At 44.1% G+C, this 16,352-nt stretch carries 7 protein-coding genes and 2 pseudogenes; 2 read left to right on the top strand and 7 right to left on the bottom strand.

Annotated elements, in window-relative coordinates; translation table 11 throughout:
- The first annotated feature begins 101 nt into the window (after positions 1–101).
- Positions 102–371, top strand: a complete 270-nt coding sequence (locus tag MJQ52_RS02005) for a hypothetical protein (protein WP_165409104.1) — start codon at positions 102–104, stop codon at positions 369–371.
- 262 nt (positions 372–633) lie between these two features.
- On the opposite strand, the gene MJQ52_RS02000 is transcribed toward MJQ52_RS02005, so the two are convergent.
- Positions 634–1,770: a choline esterase gene (locus MJQ52_RS02000; protein WP_094246895.1), complete on the bottom strand. Its 1,137-nt coding sequence runs from the start codon at positions 1,768–1,770 to the stop codon at positions 634–636.
- A 195-nt stretch (positions 1,771–1,965) separates the two neighbouring features.
- Positions 1,966–3,465 (bottom strand): cellulase family glycosylhydrolase, encoded by a 1,500-nt coding sequence (locus MJQ52_RS01995; RefSeq protein WP_094246894.1) that lies wholly within the window; start codon positions 3,463–3,465, stop codon positions 1,966–1,968.
- A gap of 462 nt (positions 3,466–3,927) precedes the next feature.
- Here MJQ52_RS01995 and MJQ52_RS01990 point away from each other — a divergent pair, with 462 nt between their 5' ends.
- The gene (locus tag MJQ52_RS01990; RefSeq protein ID WP_094246893.1) at positions 3,928–4,236 is read left to right on the top strand and encodes a DUF4870 domain-containing protein; all 309 of its coding nucleotides are present in this window, start codon (positions 3,928–3,930) and stop codon (positions 4,234–4,236) included.
- Positions 4,237–4,288: 52 nt separating this feature from the next.
- Here MJQ52_RS01990 and MJQ52_RS01985 read toward each other — a convergent pair.
- The 5 genes and pseudogenes from MJQ52_RS01985 to bamC all read right to left on the bottom strand — a co-directional run.
- Positions 4,289–5,167, bottom strand: a pseudogene (locus tag MJQ52_RS01985) (ATP-binding protein); the annotation flags it as partial.
- A pseudogene (locus MJQ52_RS01980) lies at positions 5,154–5,252 on the bottom strand (DNA-binding response regulator); the annotation flags it as partial. The pseudogenes MJQ52_RS01980 and MJQ52_RS01985, both read right to left, overlap by 14 nt.
- A 142-nt stretch (positions 5,253–5,394) precedes the next feature.
- Entirely contained in the window at positions 5,395–6,666 is a 1,272-nt protein-coding gene (locus tag MJQ52_RS01975) for a glycoside hydrolase family 30 beta sandwich domain-containing protein (RefSeq protein WP_094246892.1), read from the bottom strand.
- 51 nt (positions 6,667–6,717) lie between these two features.
- Positions 6,718–8,256, bottom strand: a complete 1,539-nt coding sequence (locus MJQ52_RS01970) for a glycoside hydrolase family 43 protein (protein WP_094247882.1) — start codon at positions 8,254–8,256, stop codon at positions 6,718–6,720.
- A gap of 170 nt (positions 8,257–8,426) precedes the next feature.
- Positions 8,427–16,292 (bottom strand): bacillomycin D non-ribosomal peptide synthetase BamC, encoded by a 7,866-nt coding sequence (gene bamC / locus MJQ52_RS01965; RefSeq protein WP_191073318.1) that lies wholly within the window; start codon positions 16,290–16,292, stop codon positions 8,427–8,429.
- Positions 16,293–16,352: the final 60 nt, after the last annotated feature.

Raw genomic sequence — 16,352 nt, 5'->3', positions numbered from 1 at the left:
ATCTACAAAATATGACAAATTCCCTTTGTACAAGATGGTAAAATCAGATTACCTGCTAAGTGAGAAAGCAGCAGGCAATAAATCATAAGGGGGCAATATTAATGTTTAAAAGTAAAATTAAAAAAATAGCCGGTGCGGCTGTAATTGCTGGAGCATTATTGGTTTCTGTGTCGCCAGCAAAAGCAGAAACTCTTCCGGGATTGATCTGGGTCATGGACAAATATACTGACGCTTTTAAATTCGACATGTTTATTAAAAACGGAAATGAAAAATGGGTTTATGTTTACACAAGATTATCCGATGGCAAAGTTGATGTGGAAGAAGTAAAGTGTGAAACAATTTATAAAGATCGATGCTATGTAAAGCAGTAAGAAATAAATACAAATCGTAATACATCCTATTTTTTAATTCTGTCTCATCAACTAAGTATACTTAAGATAACGAGACAGAATTCCCATTAAAGATTTAACTTCCTAGAATATATATTATGTAAACTAGAAATAGAATATAAAAGCGAATCCATATTCTAACAGCATCCCCTTTTTTGTAAGGTAATATTAAAAAACCTCTACGTCCTTAATAAATTAAATTGGTCATAAAGGTTTTTCAGTTTGAGTATTTTCATCGGTTATGTCACTTGTTGCTGGTCTTCTTGATCAAGTCCACGCCATCGTATGCCAGACTTTCCACACTTGCAGCTTTCTGCAGGATGTAATGATCAAAAAAGTTCTTCGTATAGTCTGTAACAAGATTTCGCATCTCCGCAGCATCCCGTTCGCCTCTAAGTTCCTCATTCACACTGGTAAACACGATGTCGCAGTAATCTAAATGCGCAGCACGATCAACAGAGAAATAATAGGTATCCATGCTATTGTTAGCCCCAATGATCGCATTCATGTTATAGTTCGGTTCAGAAAACAGCAGCAAAAAGGGTTTCTTAAGGTCGCTGCCCTGAAGGCCGAACGCTCCGCTGTCCAATCCAATCCCGCAGGCAAACCGGTCGTCGTCCCGGCAAACAATCGCCGTCGTAGCTCCGCCATAAGAATGTCCGACTATGCCCATGCCGATGTCAAGCAACAATCTGTCCTTAAAGATGGAATTCAGCTCTCCAGAGTCCAGTTTGACAAGATAATCGGCTGCATACCTTACATCTTCCGCCTGCAATTCACAATACTTTGTTAACTTGCCAAGAATCGGCAGTGTAAACACGTTATGGCACATCTCAATGGCAGTTTCATCGTCAGGACGCATCTCCATCTTACCAGCCAACGCCAGCATCTCCGGATCTTCAGAAAACGCCAAAATGGCATCAGAAAAATCCTTTGATACATTAAACAGGCGCCCATCTTTACGCTTATACATCGTGCTATTCTGATGGCCGATGCTTACCGCCACATCTCCCATGCTTGCCAAGTCTGTACAGATCACTGTGCCCCATTCTGGAGAACCGCCTCCGCCGCAAACATAGAATAACACCGGATAACGCTTTTCTTTCCCGGAGAGAGCAAGGTCGTCGTAACATTGGGTCTTGATATCTATAGAGTAAGCATCCTTCAACGCAGTGAGAAGCGGCTGCTCATCAAGCATTTCGCAGACTTCAGGAAACATGTACGTTGATGTAGTCTTCCCTTCGCTGCTGTCGGACGGATAGTACACAAACGCCGTCAGTTCTCTTTTTGTATGATCTGATGCCGTGTACTCAAAATCCATTTGGGTGCGGCCGACAGTATAGCCGCCAATTGGCTCTGGAAATGCGTCATACCTTTTCATTCTCTTGTTCCCCCTTAAGTAATAAAAGTGGCGGATGTGAAATACATACATTGCGCGATAAACGCTTTTCAAAACTGTGAAACGATTACATTATATGTTCAGTGAATCATATCTACTCCTTCACGTAAACCTCCATGTATTGCTGTTTAAGATGATAAAAGCGGACATCGTTGCTGATGTCCGCCTAAAGCTTAACTAATGGGGTTCTGTTCCCCAAATCAGTTTTCCTTGATGATATAATGTAATTTTTTTCGTTGTTTTAAACGTATTTGATTGAAAAAAGGAATAATCGCCGCTTTGTGCATAATTACTCCAGTCATCATTGTAAAGACGAAGCTGAATATTCCCTGTGCTTGCTCCCGGTGACAGCGTTCCTGTTTTAAACCCCAGTTCCAGATAGGAATCTGCACCTTGCTTAGGTTTATGCAGCGTCACAAATTTGTGGATCAGATTGCCGCATCCAATCTGCGCGTAGTCACAGTCAAAGTTTTGGCCTTTGTTTTTCGCGTTATACCAGTAACGGGCAGTGACATCTTTTAAATCAACCGTGGTATTCCCGTTATTTTTTATGTGAAGCTGCGGGCGGATTTGGTTGCTGTTCACACTCCCATCCCCTGCTTTGTATTGTACGGAAATGCCTTTTTCCTGTGCGGGGTTATCTTGTGCTGGCGTTTCAGGGGCGTCCTTCGTTGAATCTTTGCTGCCGCGAATGTTTTCTCTTACGAATGTTCCTGAAGCAGTTAAATCTGTAAGCGGCCAGCCGCCTGTTTTAGATGCTCCCGGCTTTAAAGCCGAAGATGATTCCTGCTTATCAGAAAGATTCCAGTTCACCCAGCTGATGTTCTTGCTTTCGAGATAATTCAGCCATTCCCGCGACTGGTCAAGGAATACACCGCCATTTCCAGACGCGTCGCTTGTTCCCCATTCCGTCACGAAAATAGGTGCTCCTTTGCTGAGTGCATAGTTTGCTTTATCCCGTAAAGATTGGCCGTGTGTGCCGGCATAAAAATGAAGCGCGTACATGACGTTTGCATCTTTTAGCTGATCATCGGCTGCATCATTCACATCTTGGCTCCATGTACCGGTTCCGACAATGATGATGTTGTCTGGATCATTTTTGCGGATAACGGAAATCACTTCTTCCGCATACGGTTTAATATCACGCTTCCAGTTCACATCACCGTTTGGTTCGTTTGCAATTTCATAAATGACGTTTGGCGTGTTTCCGTAAAGACTTGACATTTCCTTAAAAAATTCTTTTGCCTTCTCTTTATGTTGGTTTGGGTTGCCGTCATTTAAGATATGCCAGTCAATGATGACATATATCCCAAGTTCTTTTGCCGCTTCAACCGCTTCTTTTACTTTATTTTTCACGGACGGATTATCAATATAACCGCCGTCTGCCGTATACATCGCCGCGCGGAAAACGGTTATGCCCCAATCGTCTCTCAGCCATTTTAAGCTGTCTTTATTGACGAAATCGCCATACCATTGCAGTCCATGTGAACTGATCCCTTTCAATTGTACCGCTTTGCCTTCCCGGTTTACGAGCTGTGTCCCTTTTATGCTAAGCTGACCATTCTTGGCTGCTGGCGTTTTTGTCCCTGCTGCAGATGCCGGCGAAGCCTGCAAGCTGCCCATTGTCAATACCGTAATCAATAAACACGTAATAAAAATAGAAATTGACCGTTTCATATCTGATCTTTTCCTCCTTCGCATCATTTTGGCTCTTCACTTCTTATGAGCTCGAACTCATTGTAAAAATCTTTCTCATGATTGTCTATCAACCTAATTTCTTGTTTTTGGGAGGTGTAAAAGCCTGTCAATTTGCTCTATCTCTATTGAATAAGACACACCTGACACATATAGAACAAAGAAAACTGGACTGAATCGGGACTTTACACGTTATTTTTCAATCGAATCGAAAAATTAAATGTATTTCCAACGTAGGCGCGCTAAATGTGATGAGTCTCAATATGGCATTGAATCTTATGATTGCTGTAAAAAGACGAGCCCTTGCCCGTCCTTGTTAATTTAAGGTTGATGTAAGGTTCGGATTAATACGGGTTAAGGTTGGAGTTGTACAATAAGATTGTACTTCAGTGTGGGATTCAGCCAGAAGATTTCCCCTTTAATAAATCATAGAGGTGAAAAGGTTTGAGAGAAAATAAAATTTTGTCTTCATTATGTTACTTCAGTATATTTTTTGCACCGTTTCTGTTTCCGATTATCGTCTATTTCTTAAGCCGGGACGATGTGAAAGATCATGCGAAAAAATCTTTATGGACGCATCTGATTCCTTATTTGATTTTTGGAATTGGCATCATCGCTTCAGGTTTACTTGGTATGAATGATATTAGACATGCCGGGCCTTTCCTGCTTGCGACTTATGCTGTTACATTCCTTGTGGCGATCTATTTTTTCATTTGGAACATTGTCAAAGGAATCAAAGTGTTTTCGGAATAATAGGAAAAAACGGTTCTGTTATTAATCAGCAGAACCGTTTTTTGTATAGCCATTATGATAATTGTATATCTATCGTTGTCCCTTCTCCCGCGGTGCTGTGAATGGTGATGTCCCCTCCGTGCTTTTGGATAATATCCTTTGCTATGGCCATTCCGAGACCAGAGCCTGCATGCGTCGTTCCTGTATTTGTCCCCCTGTAATAGCGATCAAACACTTTTTCCAGCTCCTCTTCTTCTATCCCTTTGCCGTTGTCCTTAATTGTCACATGAGTTCGTTCTTTTTGTTCAAGCTGTACAACGATCTTCACATCGGGATCATTGTGAACGAGGGCATTTAAAATGAGATTCGTGACCGCTCTCCGAATCAATATCGCATCAAGGTTCAGCATCAGCTTTTCCAGGTTCGTTTGAAGCTCAATGGACTTATCCGCATATCTGGAATCGTTTAAAATATCAATTAACGTTTCCCGCAGAAGCGATACAAGGTTTACCCGTTCTTTATTTAACATCACATCGTTGTTTTTCAGCCTTGTCGTTAAATTTAAATCTTCCATCACATCTTTCATATAGAGGGATTTACTCTCAATGATCCGGGCGTACTCTCTGATCTGCTCGACTGTGAGATGATAATTCGGATCTTTGATGATTTCTGCATAGCCTTGAATAGATGCTAATGGTGTTTTAATGTCATGAGAAATATGACTGATCCACTCTTCACGCATTTGTTCCAATTTATCTTTTTCTTTTTTGCTTAAAGATAGTTGTTCCGATAAGTGATTGACATTATAGAAGACATCTTTATAAATGCCTTTGGATTTCATTTTGATCGTATAATCTCCATTAGCTAACCGCTGGATTCCTTGAATGACACGGCCGAGCGGTTTTGTGAGCTGCCGGCTGAATAGATAGCCAATGAGTAACGCGATCAATGCCTTCTCTTATTAATACGGTTTTGATCAGTTCCAAAATTTCTTTTTCATCGTCTATGATTAATACTTTGCTGTGAAGCCGTGACATATATTGATCACTCCTTGAAGTCATTGTCATTATTATACCCAATGTCCGTGTATCGTTAAAAAACCAACACTTCTCTCCCACAGAAAATAAGCCAATTTTCTTTTTCGAGTAAGAAAATTGGCTTATTGCGATGCTGATGTCTCTAACGCTTTACAACAAATGTTGTCACGCTTTGAGCCGGCAGATGGGCCCAAAAATGATTATCCGTTACTTTGAGATCCGTTCCAGGTTGAAGATTGCTGCTGCTGCTCGTGATCCATCTGGATACTTGCGAAGCAGACCCATTCTGCAACACGAAGTTTTGGTTGACCCCTGTGTTATTTTTATTAATGGCAACAATCACGACTTTATTGTCTCCTTTATAGGCTGACACGTAAACATTCGGTTCAGGATTTTTCGTTGCATCAATCCTTACATAGCCAGGGCGCACAAATTTTGAGAAATGAGCCATATTGTATCCGCGTTTGCTGATCATCCCATCTTCTTTCATCGGGCCGTATGATCTGCGGATATACCACCACACATAAGCTTGAAAATCTCCCTCTACCATTGAATGATGAATATGCTCTGAAACACCTAAAGCCTCAGGCCAGCGATCCGCTGAATTGTTGTCACTATTCGGATAGTATACCTCCGTCATCCAAAGGTCCTTCCCCGCTCCTTTTTGTTTGAAAAGAGGATAAGGAAACTGACTGACCTGAGTGCCGTACAGGTGGGTTCCGAGGATATCCATATTCCTAAGCGCCTGCGGATCGTTCAAAATGGGGTCCGATATATTTTTCAGGTATTGAAATGATTCCGGCGCAATCACACGGGCATTAATGGAACCGGCATTCTCTCTCATGAAACGCAGGATTTCTTGGGGCGTCCACCATGTCCATTCGTGAGCGTAATCAGGCTCGTTCTGCATAGAAATCGCATACAGATTCACACCATTACTCTTCATGAAATTAACGAAATCGTTAAGATGCTGCGCGTATGCGGCGTACTTATCGTATCTCAGCCGCTTAGCTGATGTGTCACCATTATGATTGAAAGTCTCAACCATATCGTTTGGCGGATTCCAAGGGGAAGCAAAAACGATTGCTCCATGTTTGATCGCACTCTTTGCAGTCTCCACTTCCTTGTACCAATTGTTTCTATTTTCATCTACATGAATTCTTAAGACCGAAAAACCTAACTGATTCTGTCCATTGCCAAAAGCGGTCTCCCGTTGAGGCGCAGTCAAATCTCCAATCCAAGCCGGGTGGTTCATTCCTCCAAAACCGCGAATCACTTGTCTTTCTGCAGATATATTAACTGTTGCATCACTTGCTGCTGAAACTTCAGTAACTCCCGGTCCTAAGAGCATGACGGACAGCATTGTGAAGCATACCAATAATACACAAATTGTTTTTTTTACGCTCGACATCATTTTTTCCTCTCCTTCATTTGTCTTTTATAGACTTAGAAAACGTACCTTTGCTTATCTTTGTGTAAACTGCCAGTAATCAACATTAAACAAGTTTCCTGTACCAGTTCCGGTAAATACAAAGAATACGTTGTGAACACCGGATGCGCCGCTTACCGCAGTTTCTATTTCTCTCCAGGATTGCGTTCCGCCTGTGGAAGGGACACTCAAGGTTCCGACAAGCTTACCGTTTGCACTGTCTAGTCGCACTTCTATTCTTCCGCCAAGAGCGGACGCTACATTTGCTTTAAACGTCCTGGCACCGCCTGACCCGAAGTCTGCATTTCCAACAGCAATCCAGTCTCCGTTATGAATGTTTGTGACATGTTGATTATTGACCGGCCCGCCGGGTGCAGAGGAATTCTCGGTCAAAATCCGTCCGTTCCAGGCAAACGTTTCCGCTTCTACCCGGTGATATGGATTCAAGTTGGATAGCTGTTTGACACCTGCAAAATTTGCCGCTACCTCTTGCAGGGAGCCATCAGGATTATGCACAAGCTTATTTATATGGGGAGAACGGTATCCTTTGCCGGCCCCGTAAAGAGCGGAGCTGACAGTTTGAGTATGATACACCACATACCACTCGTTTTTAAAATTGAAAACAGCATGGTGATTGTTTCCGCCGCCTCCGAAAAATGCTCCCGGATTTTTCAGAAAGTGCCCTCTATACGAAAAAGAATTCATAGGACTTGAGCTGGTCATGTAGCCGATCTCACCTGGAGGTTTATCGGCCGGGTGCGCGCCCCCGAAATTGATACAATAGGAATAGTAATATTTTCCGTTATACTTATGCATTCCCGAATCTTCAAACATAAAAGGCGCATCAATCGCAGATGCACTTCCGGCAACACTGGTCATATCAGGCCCTAATTTCATGACTCTTGCTGTTTTAGGATTGGCCCATTGTCCCTGCGTTGGATTTGAACCGCCCGGAACGCCTCCGCCGGCATATAGGTAACCGGTACCGTCATCATCTACGAATACTGCAGGATCAAAAAGCCATACAACACCGGACATTCCTGGTGTACTTGGCGTCACCAGCGGTTTTCCGATCGGATCTGTCCACGGGCCGGTCGGGCTGTCTGCGGTGAGAACCCCGATACCCCCGCCGCCGTTTGCGAAATAAAGGAAAAATTTATCCTTACCGTTGATCTTTTTCACCGCGGCTGACGGGGCCCATGATGCTCCTGCCCATTTGGCAATCCCCCGGCCGCCATTCACCCCATTGGCACCCGCTGCGGGAATCGCTCCGTGATCTGTCCAGTTCACCATATCCGCTGAAGATATGACGGATATTTTATTCAAATTGGCAAATGAATTATCCTTAATCGTTCCGTCGCTATTATATTCATAGTCATCGCTTGACATATAGATGTAGACTCTTCCGTTATAGGTCAGCGCAAACGGATCCGCGCCCAGATGATGGTCGATAAGCGGATTTGAATTCCCAACATGTTTTGCAATTGGAGTGCTTACCGCATTCGCATATTCCCCAGGTAAACAGCTCAATAATAAAGCAAGAACAAATAAACATACGCTGCACTTTTTCATCAGCTTAACATCCTCCTGTTTCCGCATATTAGGTTTTTAAAAAATATGATAACAACAGGTCATGAAGAATGCGTAAAATGAATGATTTTTAGAGTGAAAACGTTGCAAATATCTGACCCTCTTTTATGAAAAATGCCGCCGATTGCAGTCAGCGGCATTTTGCCCTGAATCACTTACATTTTGTCAAACTTCGTGTCGCCAGCAAACGATCCTATTGACAGTTGTTCTTCAAGAACAAGTCCGTGATGATGCCGTTCTTCAATCCTTTTGATAAGAGATCGAATTGTATCCGTATTTTCTTCGATATTGTGAGGGTCAAAGATCGTCACATGGTCTCCTTTTAATTTGTACTCAAGGTAATGCTGTGCGGTTGATTGCTTCCATCCTCTATCGGTCAACTCGCCGCATAGAAAATGATGAATGTTGGCGTTCACCGCGCCAGAATTGATCAGTTTATTGTGATATGTGAGATAGCTTCTGATTTTATCCTTAATGGAAGGAATGGTTAATAATTCTCTGTAATAATCCGGAATGATATCGAGATTCCGATGAATGATCTCTTCGGTTTCCTCTTCCGAAAAATAATTCACCGAAACGGCTCTTTTAGAATCAAGCATCATAATGTCCGATACGATGCGTCCGCGCTTCTCCAAGGCTTTGGCAACCTCAAAAGCCAAATTCGACCCCGAGGAGTAACCGAGTAAAACAAAAGGCCCTTGTTCCTGAATGCCTATCATGCTTTCTGCATACCGGTCGACTATCTCTTGCTCGTAAGACGGCTCTTCTAAGAAATCAGCGGCATAGACGGTGCAGCGGCCGTCTAGTCTTTTCGCCATTTCATTATAGACCAGCCCGTACCCGATTAAAGGCGGGAAACAGAACAAAGGGATTGAACCGTTCTGATTCATCTTGACGAATACGTTATCCGTCTTGGACTCGAAAACTGCCGCTTGAATGGCGCGTGCCATTGTTTCGATGGTAGGAAAATCGTATACGGCTTGATAATGCATTTTGATTCCCATACGGTCGTTGATTTGATGAATAACTTGCAATACTTTGAGCGAATGGCCGCCAACGTCAAAGAAGTTATCTTTAATTCCCGGGTCATTGAGAGCTAAAATGTTCTTCCATATCTCGGCCAGCTGCTTTTCAATTAACGTTCCGGGCGCTTCGTATTCGGTTCCGGTGAGCCTATTTCCCTCAGGAGCCGGCAAAGCTTTTCGATCGATTTTTCCATTTGCGGTTATCGGCATTTTCTCCATTTGAACAAAGTAAGCCGGTATCATATAAGCGGGCAGTTTGTTCAGTAAATGACGCTTCAGCTGCGCCGTATTTAATGAATCGTCTCCTGACAAGTAGGCGCACAGCTGCTTTGAGCCTTCTTCTTCAATCGCGATGACGACCGCTTCTTTGACAGATTCCGATTGCAATAAAGCCGCTTCGACCTCGCCAATTTCAATCCGGTAGCCCCGGATTTTCACCTGATGATCAATTCTTCCTAAATACTCGATATTGCCGTCAGGCAGCCACCGGGCGACATCTCCCGTTTTGTACATTTTTTCGCCTGCGGCAAACGGGTGTTCAACAAATTTCTCAGCCGTTAATTCCGGGCGGTTCAAATATCCTCTGGCCAGTCCCTCTCCTGCCACATAGAGCTCGCCCGGTATGCCCATGACCTGAATGCGTTGATATTCGTCCAAAATATACGCTTGCAGAGTAGGAATAGGTTGTCCGATGTTGCTTCTGCCCTCGTTGATTTCCCGTTCCGTGATTTCTTTATATGTGACATGAACGGTGGTTTCGGTGATGCCGTACATATTGATTAATTGTGTTAAAGGATATTTAAGCTTCCAGTCTTTCAAGAAGGATGGATTTAACGCCTCTCCGCCAAATATGATTTTTCGGATGTTTAAATTGGATTCGGGATCTGCTCTCTCCTCCTGCATCAGTTGATAAAAATAACTTGGCGTTTGATTTAAAATGGTCACAGCTTCCGATTTTAACAATTGCAAATACCTTTCCGGGTTTTTTGCTATTTGTTTCGGAACAATCACTAATTTGCCCCCATACAGCAGCGCTCCGTACATTTCCCATACTGAAAAATCAAAGCAGAAGGAATGAAACAAAGTCCAAGTGTCCGATGCGTTAAAATCAAAAACATTTTTGTTGTTAAATAACAGACGAACCACGTTTTTATGTTCAATGAGCGTGCCTTTCGGATTCCCCGTAGTTCCTGATGTATAAATCACGTAGGCTAATTGATTTGGCATCACGCTCAGATTGAGATTAGATGGTTCGGCGTCGTATGATGACGGATCGTCAAGGAAGACAGTATGACTTTGATAATCGGTACCTTCCAGAAGATGATGTTGCAATAATAAGATAGAGACGTTAGAATCCTCAAGCATATAATGGATGCGTTCTTTCGGATAATCCGGATCGATCGGTACGTAAACGCCCCCGGCTTTCAAAATAGCAAGGATGCCTATCACCATCTCCGGTGAACGTTCCGCCATAATGCCGACAAGCTCCTCGGCCTGAAGTCCTTTGGCAACCAAGGTTCGGGCCAGCTGATTGGCGCGTTCATTTACTACCCGATATGTCAGCTTCTTATCTTCAAAAACAATCGCTGCTTGCTCCGGCGTTCGCTCCGCTTGTTCTTCAAACAATTGATGAATCGTCTTTTCCTTTGGATACTCAGCCGCCGTATCGTTGAACTTATCTATCAGAAGCGATCGCTCATCCGCTGTTACGATATCAAGGTCTTGAACGCGAACTTCCTGATCGTCCGCCATTTGCTTCATGATTTGCATGAAATGCGTCTGCATCCGTTCGACACTTGCTTGATCATAAACATCGTGGTTGTATACAAAACGAATGTCAATTTCTCCATCTGGAATCACAATAAAAGTAAAGTCGTAATGTGTATGTTCTTCCATATGAAAATCGAGAATGTCTAATGCGTTGTCATCCTCCTTCATATGTTCTATTTGTTTCTCAACCGGGTAATTCTCAAATACCATAATATGATTGATCAACTGCTGCTTTTGCTCAGTTTGAGCCTGAATGTCATACAACGGAAATGTATCATATTTTTGAGAAGCCAGTGCCCGCTCCTGGTTCACTTTCAATACTTGTGCAGCTGTCATTTCAGGCTGCGTATGAATACGTACGGGAATGGTATTGATAAATAAACCGACCATGGTTTCAATTCCCGGAATTTCTGCCGGTCTGCCGGATACGACCGTGCCGAAGACGACATCCTGACTCCCATTGTATCTTTGCAGCAATAAGCCCCATGCTGTTTGTATCCATGTATTGACGGTGACTTGCTGGCGGCTTGCGGCCCGTTTGATTTCGTCTGAGAGCTGTTTTCCTAAATGAAACGTATGCTCTCCTTTTTCGTATCCTTTCGTCTGGCCGGAAGATTGTTCTTGTAACAAAACAGTTTGCCCTTCATAACCTTCCAAGTAATTACGCCAATAGGCTGACGCCTGTTTGTGATCTTGTTGATCGAGCCATTCGATATATCGGCTGTATGGAGTGACGGCTCCCCGCTTCGGCTGCGGCTGCCTTTGTTCGAGTATCGCATAATAGGTTTCAAACACTTCTTTCGTAACAAGAGGCAAACACCAGCCATCCATTAAAATATGATGAAAGCTCCATATCAATCGCGCTTGGTCTTCCTCTGTCCGCAGGATCGATACGCGCATTAAAGCATCCCGGGTGAGATTGAATCCCCGCGCCTTATCTCTTCTAGCAAAATCGGCAATAAACTCGCTGCGCTGATGACTGTTCATGCTGCGAATATCTTCAACAGCCGTTTCAATCGGCTTTTGCCGGAATACAATCTGCAAAGGCTGATCTTTCCATTCTGTATAAAAAAGAGTCCGAAGAATGTCATATTTTTCGGCCAGATGCGCTAAACTCATCCTGAATGCATCGATATCCAAGAAACCTTTCAGATCAAAAGCGGCTTGTTCAAAGTAAGCTTCGGAAGCCGAATCAATCAAGCTGTGGAACAACATTCCTTTCTGCATCGGGGTTAATGGGTATATATTTTCAATGTCACCGAGATGACTCGTTTGCTGCACAAATTGATCCAGTTCACCGATCGTTATACCTTTTAACGAAATGTCGCTTGGCGTCAGGTGAATTTGATCTTGAGCATCACAATGTGCGATGACTTGCTGCAGGCTGCTTTTTAAGAGATCGGCACAGGCTTCCATTGTTTCTCTTTGATATTGTTTACCGCTATAGCTGATGGCCAGCGACAATCGGCCTTCTGAAATCATGCCGTTGATATCAAGTGTATAGGTCAAGGGGCGATTGTCACTGGCTGTTTCCCCGCTTGAGTAAGGGGATACTTCCATCCTGCCGTTCCGGACATCTTGATCAAATTGACCCAAATAATTGAAACGTATTTCCGGATGTCCGGTCCATTCATTCGCCTTCGGGTGATCGGACAAATATTTGATCAGGCCGTAACCTATTCCTTTTTGGGGGATCTGACGCAAATTTTCTTTCACTGTTTTAATCCGCTCCGGGATATCCTGATCAGCTTTGATTTGAAGCGAAACCGGATATAGGCTTGTGAACCATCCCACCGTACGCGAAATATCGAGATCCGGAATGATAGACTCTCTGCCGTGTCCTTCAAGGTGAATGAGAATGTCTTCATATCCGGTCCAACGATGAACAGCAATTCCCAGACCGGTCAGTAATAAATCGTTCATATCGGTCGAATAAGCCCTGTGAGCGTTTTTTAATAAACGTTCGGTTTCCTCGACGGTCCATTGAACAATGACCGTTTCCTTGTCTTTGGCCAGACCGGTCTCCTGTCCATTGTCCTTTGGCAATGTATGTTGCGGATTATGTTTCTGTCTGAACCAGTATTGATTTTCCGCTTCGAATTCCTGACTTTCTGCATAACGATTCAACTGTTCAGCCCATAACAGGTAAGAGTCCGTTTTCTTCGGAAGCCGGATCGCTTCGCCGTTTTGAAGCTGCTCATAAGCTGCCGCTATATCCTCAAGTAAAATCCTCCACGATACGCCGTCGATGACCAGATGATGAACCGCAATCAGCAAATGATCTCCCTCTTGACACCGGAACAATCCCAGTTTCATGAGCGGTCCTTCGGCTAAATGAATGGATTGCTGAATCTCATTGGAAATGCTTTCTATCGTCTGGGACACATTTTTTTCTTCGCGTAATGAGATCACTTCAAGGCTGAACAGATCACCTTCATCGATCCCCCGATTTCGGGCTTCATATCCATCTTCTGTCGGAACATAGACCATGCGCAAAGCATCGTGATGCTCTGTGATCTTCTTCATGACGTCCCGAAGCTTGGATTCATCCAGTCCCTCTTTCCAATAAAGCATAATCGCTTGATTGTAATGGTGTAATTCCGGGTATTTCTGGTCGAAAAACCAATGCTGAATCGGTGTCAGCAACGCACGGCCTTTGATTTCTCCTTGTTCTGCGATTCGGGTTACCGGCTCTACGTATGGAACAAGCTCGGAGATGGTTGGGTATTTAAACAAGTGTTTGATTTCAAACTTATACCCGGCTTGGTATAATCTTGAGGACACTTGAATCGACTTAATGGAATCGCCCCCCAATTCGAAGAAATGATCTGAGATTCCGACCCGTTCTAAGCCTAAGACCGACTCCCACACCGCGGCCAGTATTTTTTCCAGTTCTGTTCGAGGAGCTTCATAGTTCATGCCTGTAAGATTCTCTCTTGGAGAAGGAAGGGATTTACGGTCTATTTTCCCGTTGAAAGTAAGCGGCATCTCTTCCAGCTGAACGAAATAAGCAGGTATCATATAGGATGGAAGCTGCCGGGACAGCTCTTCACGGAGCTCGCCTGCAGTTAAAGCATGTTGTGCGGTATAATAGGCGCACAAGGATGTTTCCCCATCGATTTCCCGGGCGATGACGATGGCTTCTTTGATCGCCGGAAGCTGAAAAAAAGCGCCTTCGACTTCGCCGATTTCAATGCGGTAACCGCGGATTTTCACCTGGTGATCAATCCGGCCCAAATACTCGATATTGCCGTCCGGCAGCCATCTTGCCAAGTCTCCCGTCCGGTATATCCGTTCTCCTGATGCAATCGGATGGTTTACAAACTTCTCGGCCGTCAGTTCGGGACGATTCAAGTAGCCCCTTGCAAGCCCGTCGCCCGCTATGCACAGTTCTCCCGCCACACCGATCGGCTGCATATGTTCCAAATCAGCATGTAATATATACAATTGAATGTTGGAAATCGGTTTGCCTATCGGAATCGTTGCATATGTTTCTTCCGTCTGGCAATCAAAGTATGATACATCAATTGTTGCCTCAGTCGGTCCGTACAAATTGATGATTTGAGCCTGGCTCACCGACGTGATGATGCGTTTGAAGCCTGCGACATGTACAGGCTTCAAAGCCTCACCGCTTGCAAACACATGTCTTAATGACGCTAATTTTTGTTTCAACATCCCGCTTGGCTTCTGATCCATGGATTCCAGGAAGGCATGCAGCATCGCAGGTACAAAATGCATTGTGCTGACGCCTTTTTGTGCAATTGTATCTAAAATCAGCTCGGGATTCTTTTCTCCTCCGCTTGGCAGCAGCACCAGTTTAGAACCTGCCAGCGTCCACCAGAACAGTTCCCACACTGATACGTCAAAGGTGATCGCAGTTTTTTGCAGAATCGCATCCCGCTCATCCAGAGGGTATTTTTCCTGCATCCACACCAGCCGATTGATGACCGACCGGTGCTCAACCATAACCCCTTTCGGCTTGCCCGTTGAACCCGATGTATAAATAACATAGGCCAGATGATCCGGACCAGCAGCCGGCTCTACATTCGACCCGTCTGCACAAAAGTTTTGGGGATCTTTCATATCCAGCACTTTTCCCGTAAAAGGTACTCTCTCTTGCGATTGATTCTGCACCAGTAACAACTTCGTATCCGAATCCTCCAATATGTATCGAACCCGTTCCTCGGGATAGCCCGGGTCAATCGGTACATACGCCCCGCCGGCTTTCAAGATCCCGAAGATCCCTAAAATCATATCCAGGGAGCGTTCGGCCATAATCCCGACCGGCTGATCCGGCTGCACGCCTTCAGATTGCAGTGTCCGAGCGAGTTGATTCGCCTTTTCATTCAATTCCCGGTACGTCAGACGGCTATCCTCGTAGACAACAGCCGTTTGATCAGGGGTGCGTTCCGCTTGTTCCTCCAAAAATTGATGAATCGTTTTTTCTGTTGGATACTCTGCAGCCGTTTGATTATAGGCGATGAGTTGATTTGTCTCTGAGTCTGACAGAATATTAAGCTGTCGGATCATAAGGTCGGGTTGGAATAACAAACTTGAAAAAACCCGGTTTACATGTTCGATCACTTGCATCATATACTGGCGATCATAAGCTTGTTCATTATAAGTTAACTTTAAATGAATCGAATCATTTTCGATGGAAAACTGAAATAACGTATCAGCAGCAGCCGTTTCTATAAAACGAATGGGATGAAGCTGATCTAGTGATACGATCGTATGGATCATTGGCAAATGATTTGAATCGTAGTTCAGATTTAATGGACCGGCCATTTTATCGAAAGGAACGTGCTGATTTAAGATGGCTCCGTTCAGCGTATGCTTGAATTCATTAAATATGGATTTAAATGTGCTGTCCGCATTTATGTTTTGTTTGATTAACATGACTTGATCTAAACGAAGGTCTTCATCGGTTTCGTCTTCAAAGGTCGGTACACCTACAATAACGCCCTCTTCCCCCGTATATTTGTACAAAAGACACTCGATTCCGACCAGGAGAACCATATAAACGGCCATTGGCGATTTATTCGTCATCTTCATGATGCGCAGGGATACATCGGAGCTCAATGAACTGTGAATACGGTTGGGTGCACTCGGCGCATCGTGCTCTATTGTTGAGTCCGACATTTGAAACGAAGGGATTGCACTGGGACGATCTTCCGCATCGAACATGCTGCTCCAGAACAACTCCTGTTGCTTGAATTCTGACATTAATATCCCTCCAGTGAGTTTTAGCCGGCTGACCGCTGTCCCCGTAAAAACATCATGCCG

Origin of the sequence: Bacillus sp. jun7 (genome assembly GCF_051034795.1) — a bacterium.
GTDB classification, from domain to species: Bacteria; Bacillota; Bacilli; order Bacillales; family Bacillaceae; genus Bacillus; species Bacillus velezensis.
The sequence above is the reverse complement of the archived record's forward strand: the minus strand, read 5'-3'. Positions and strand labels throughout refer to the sequence as shown.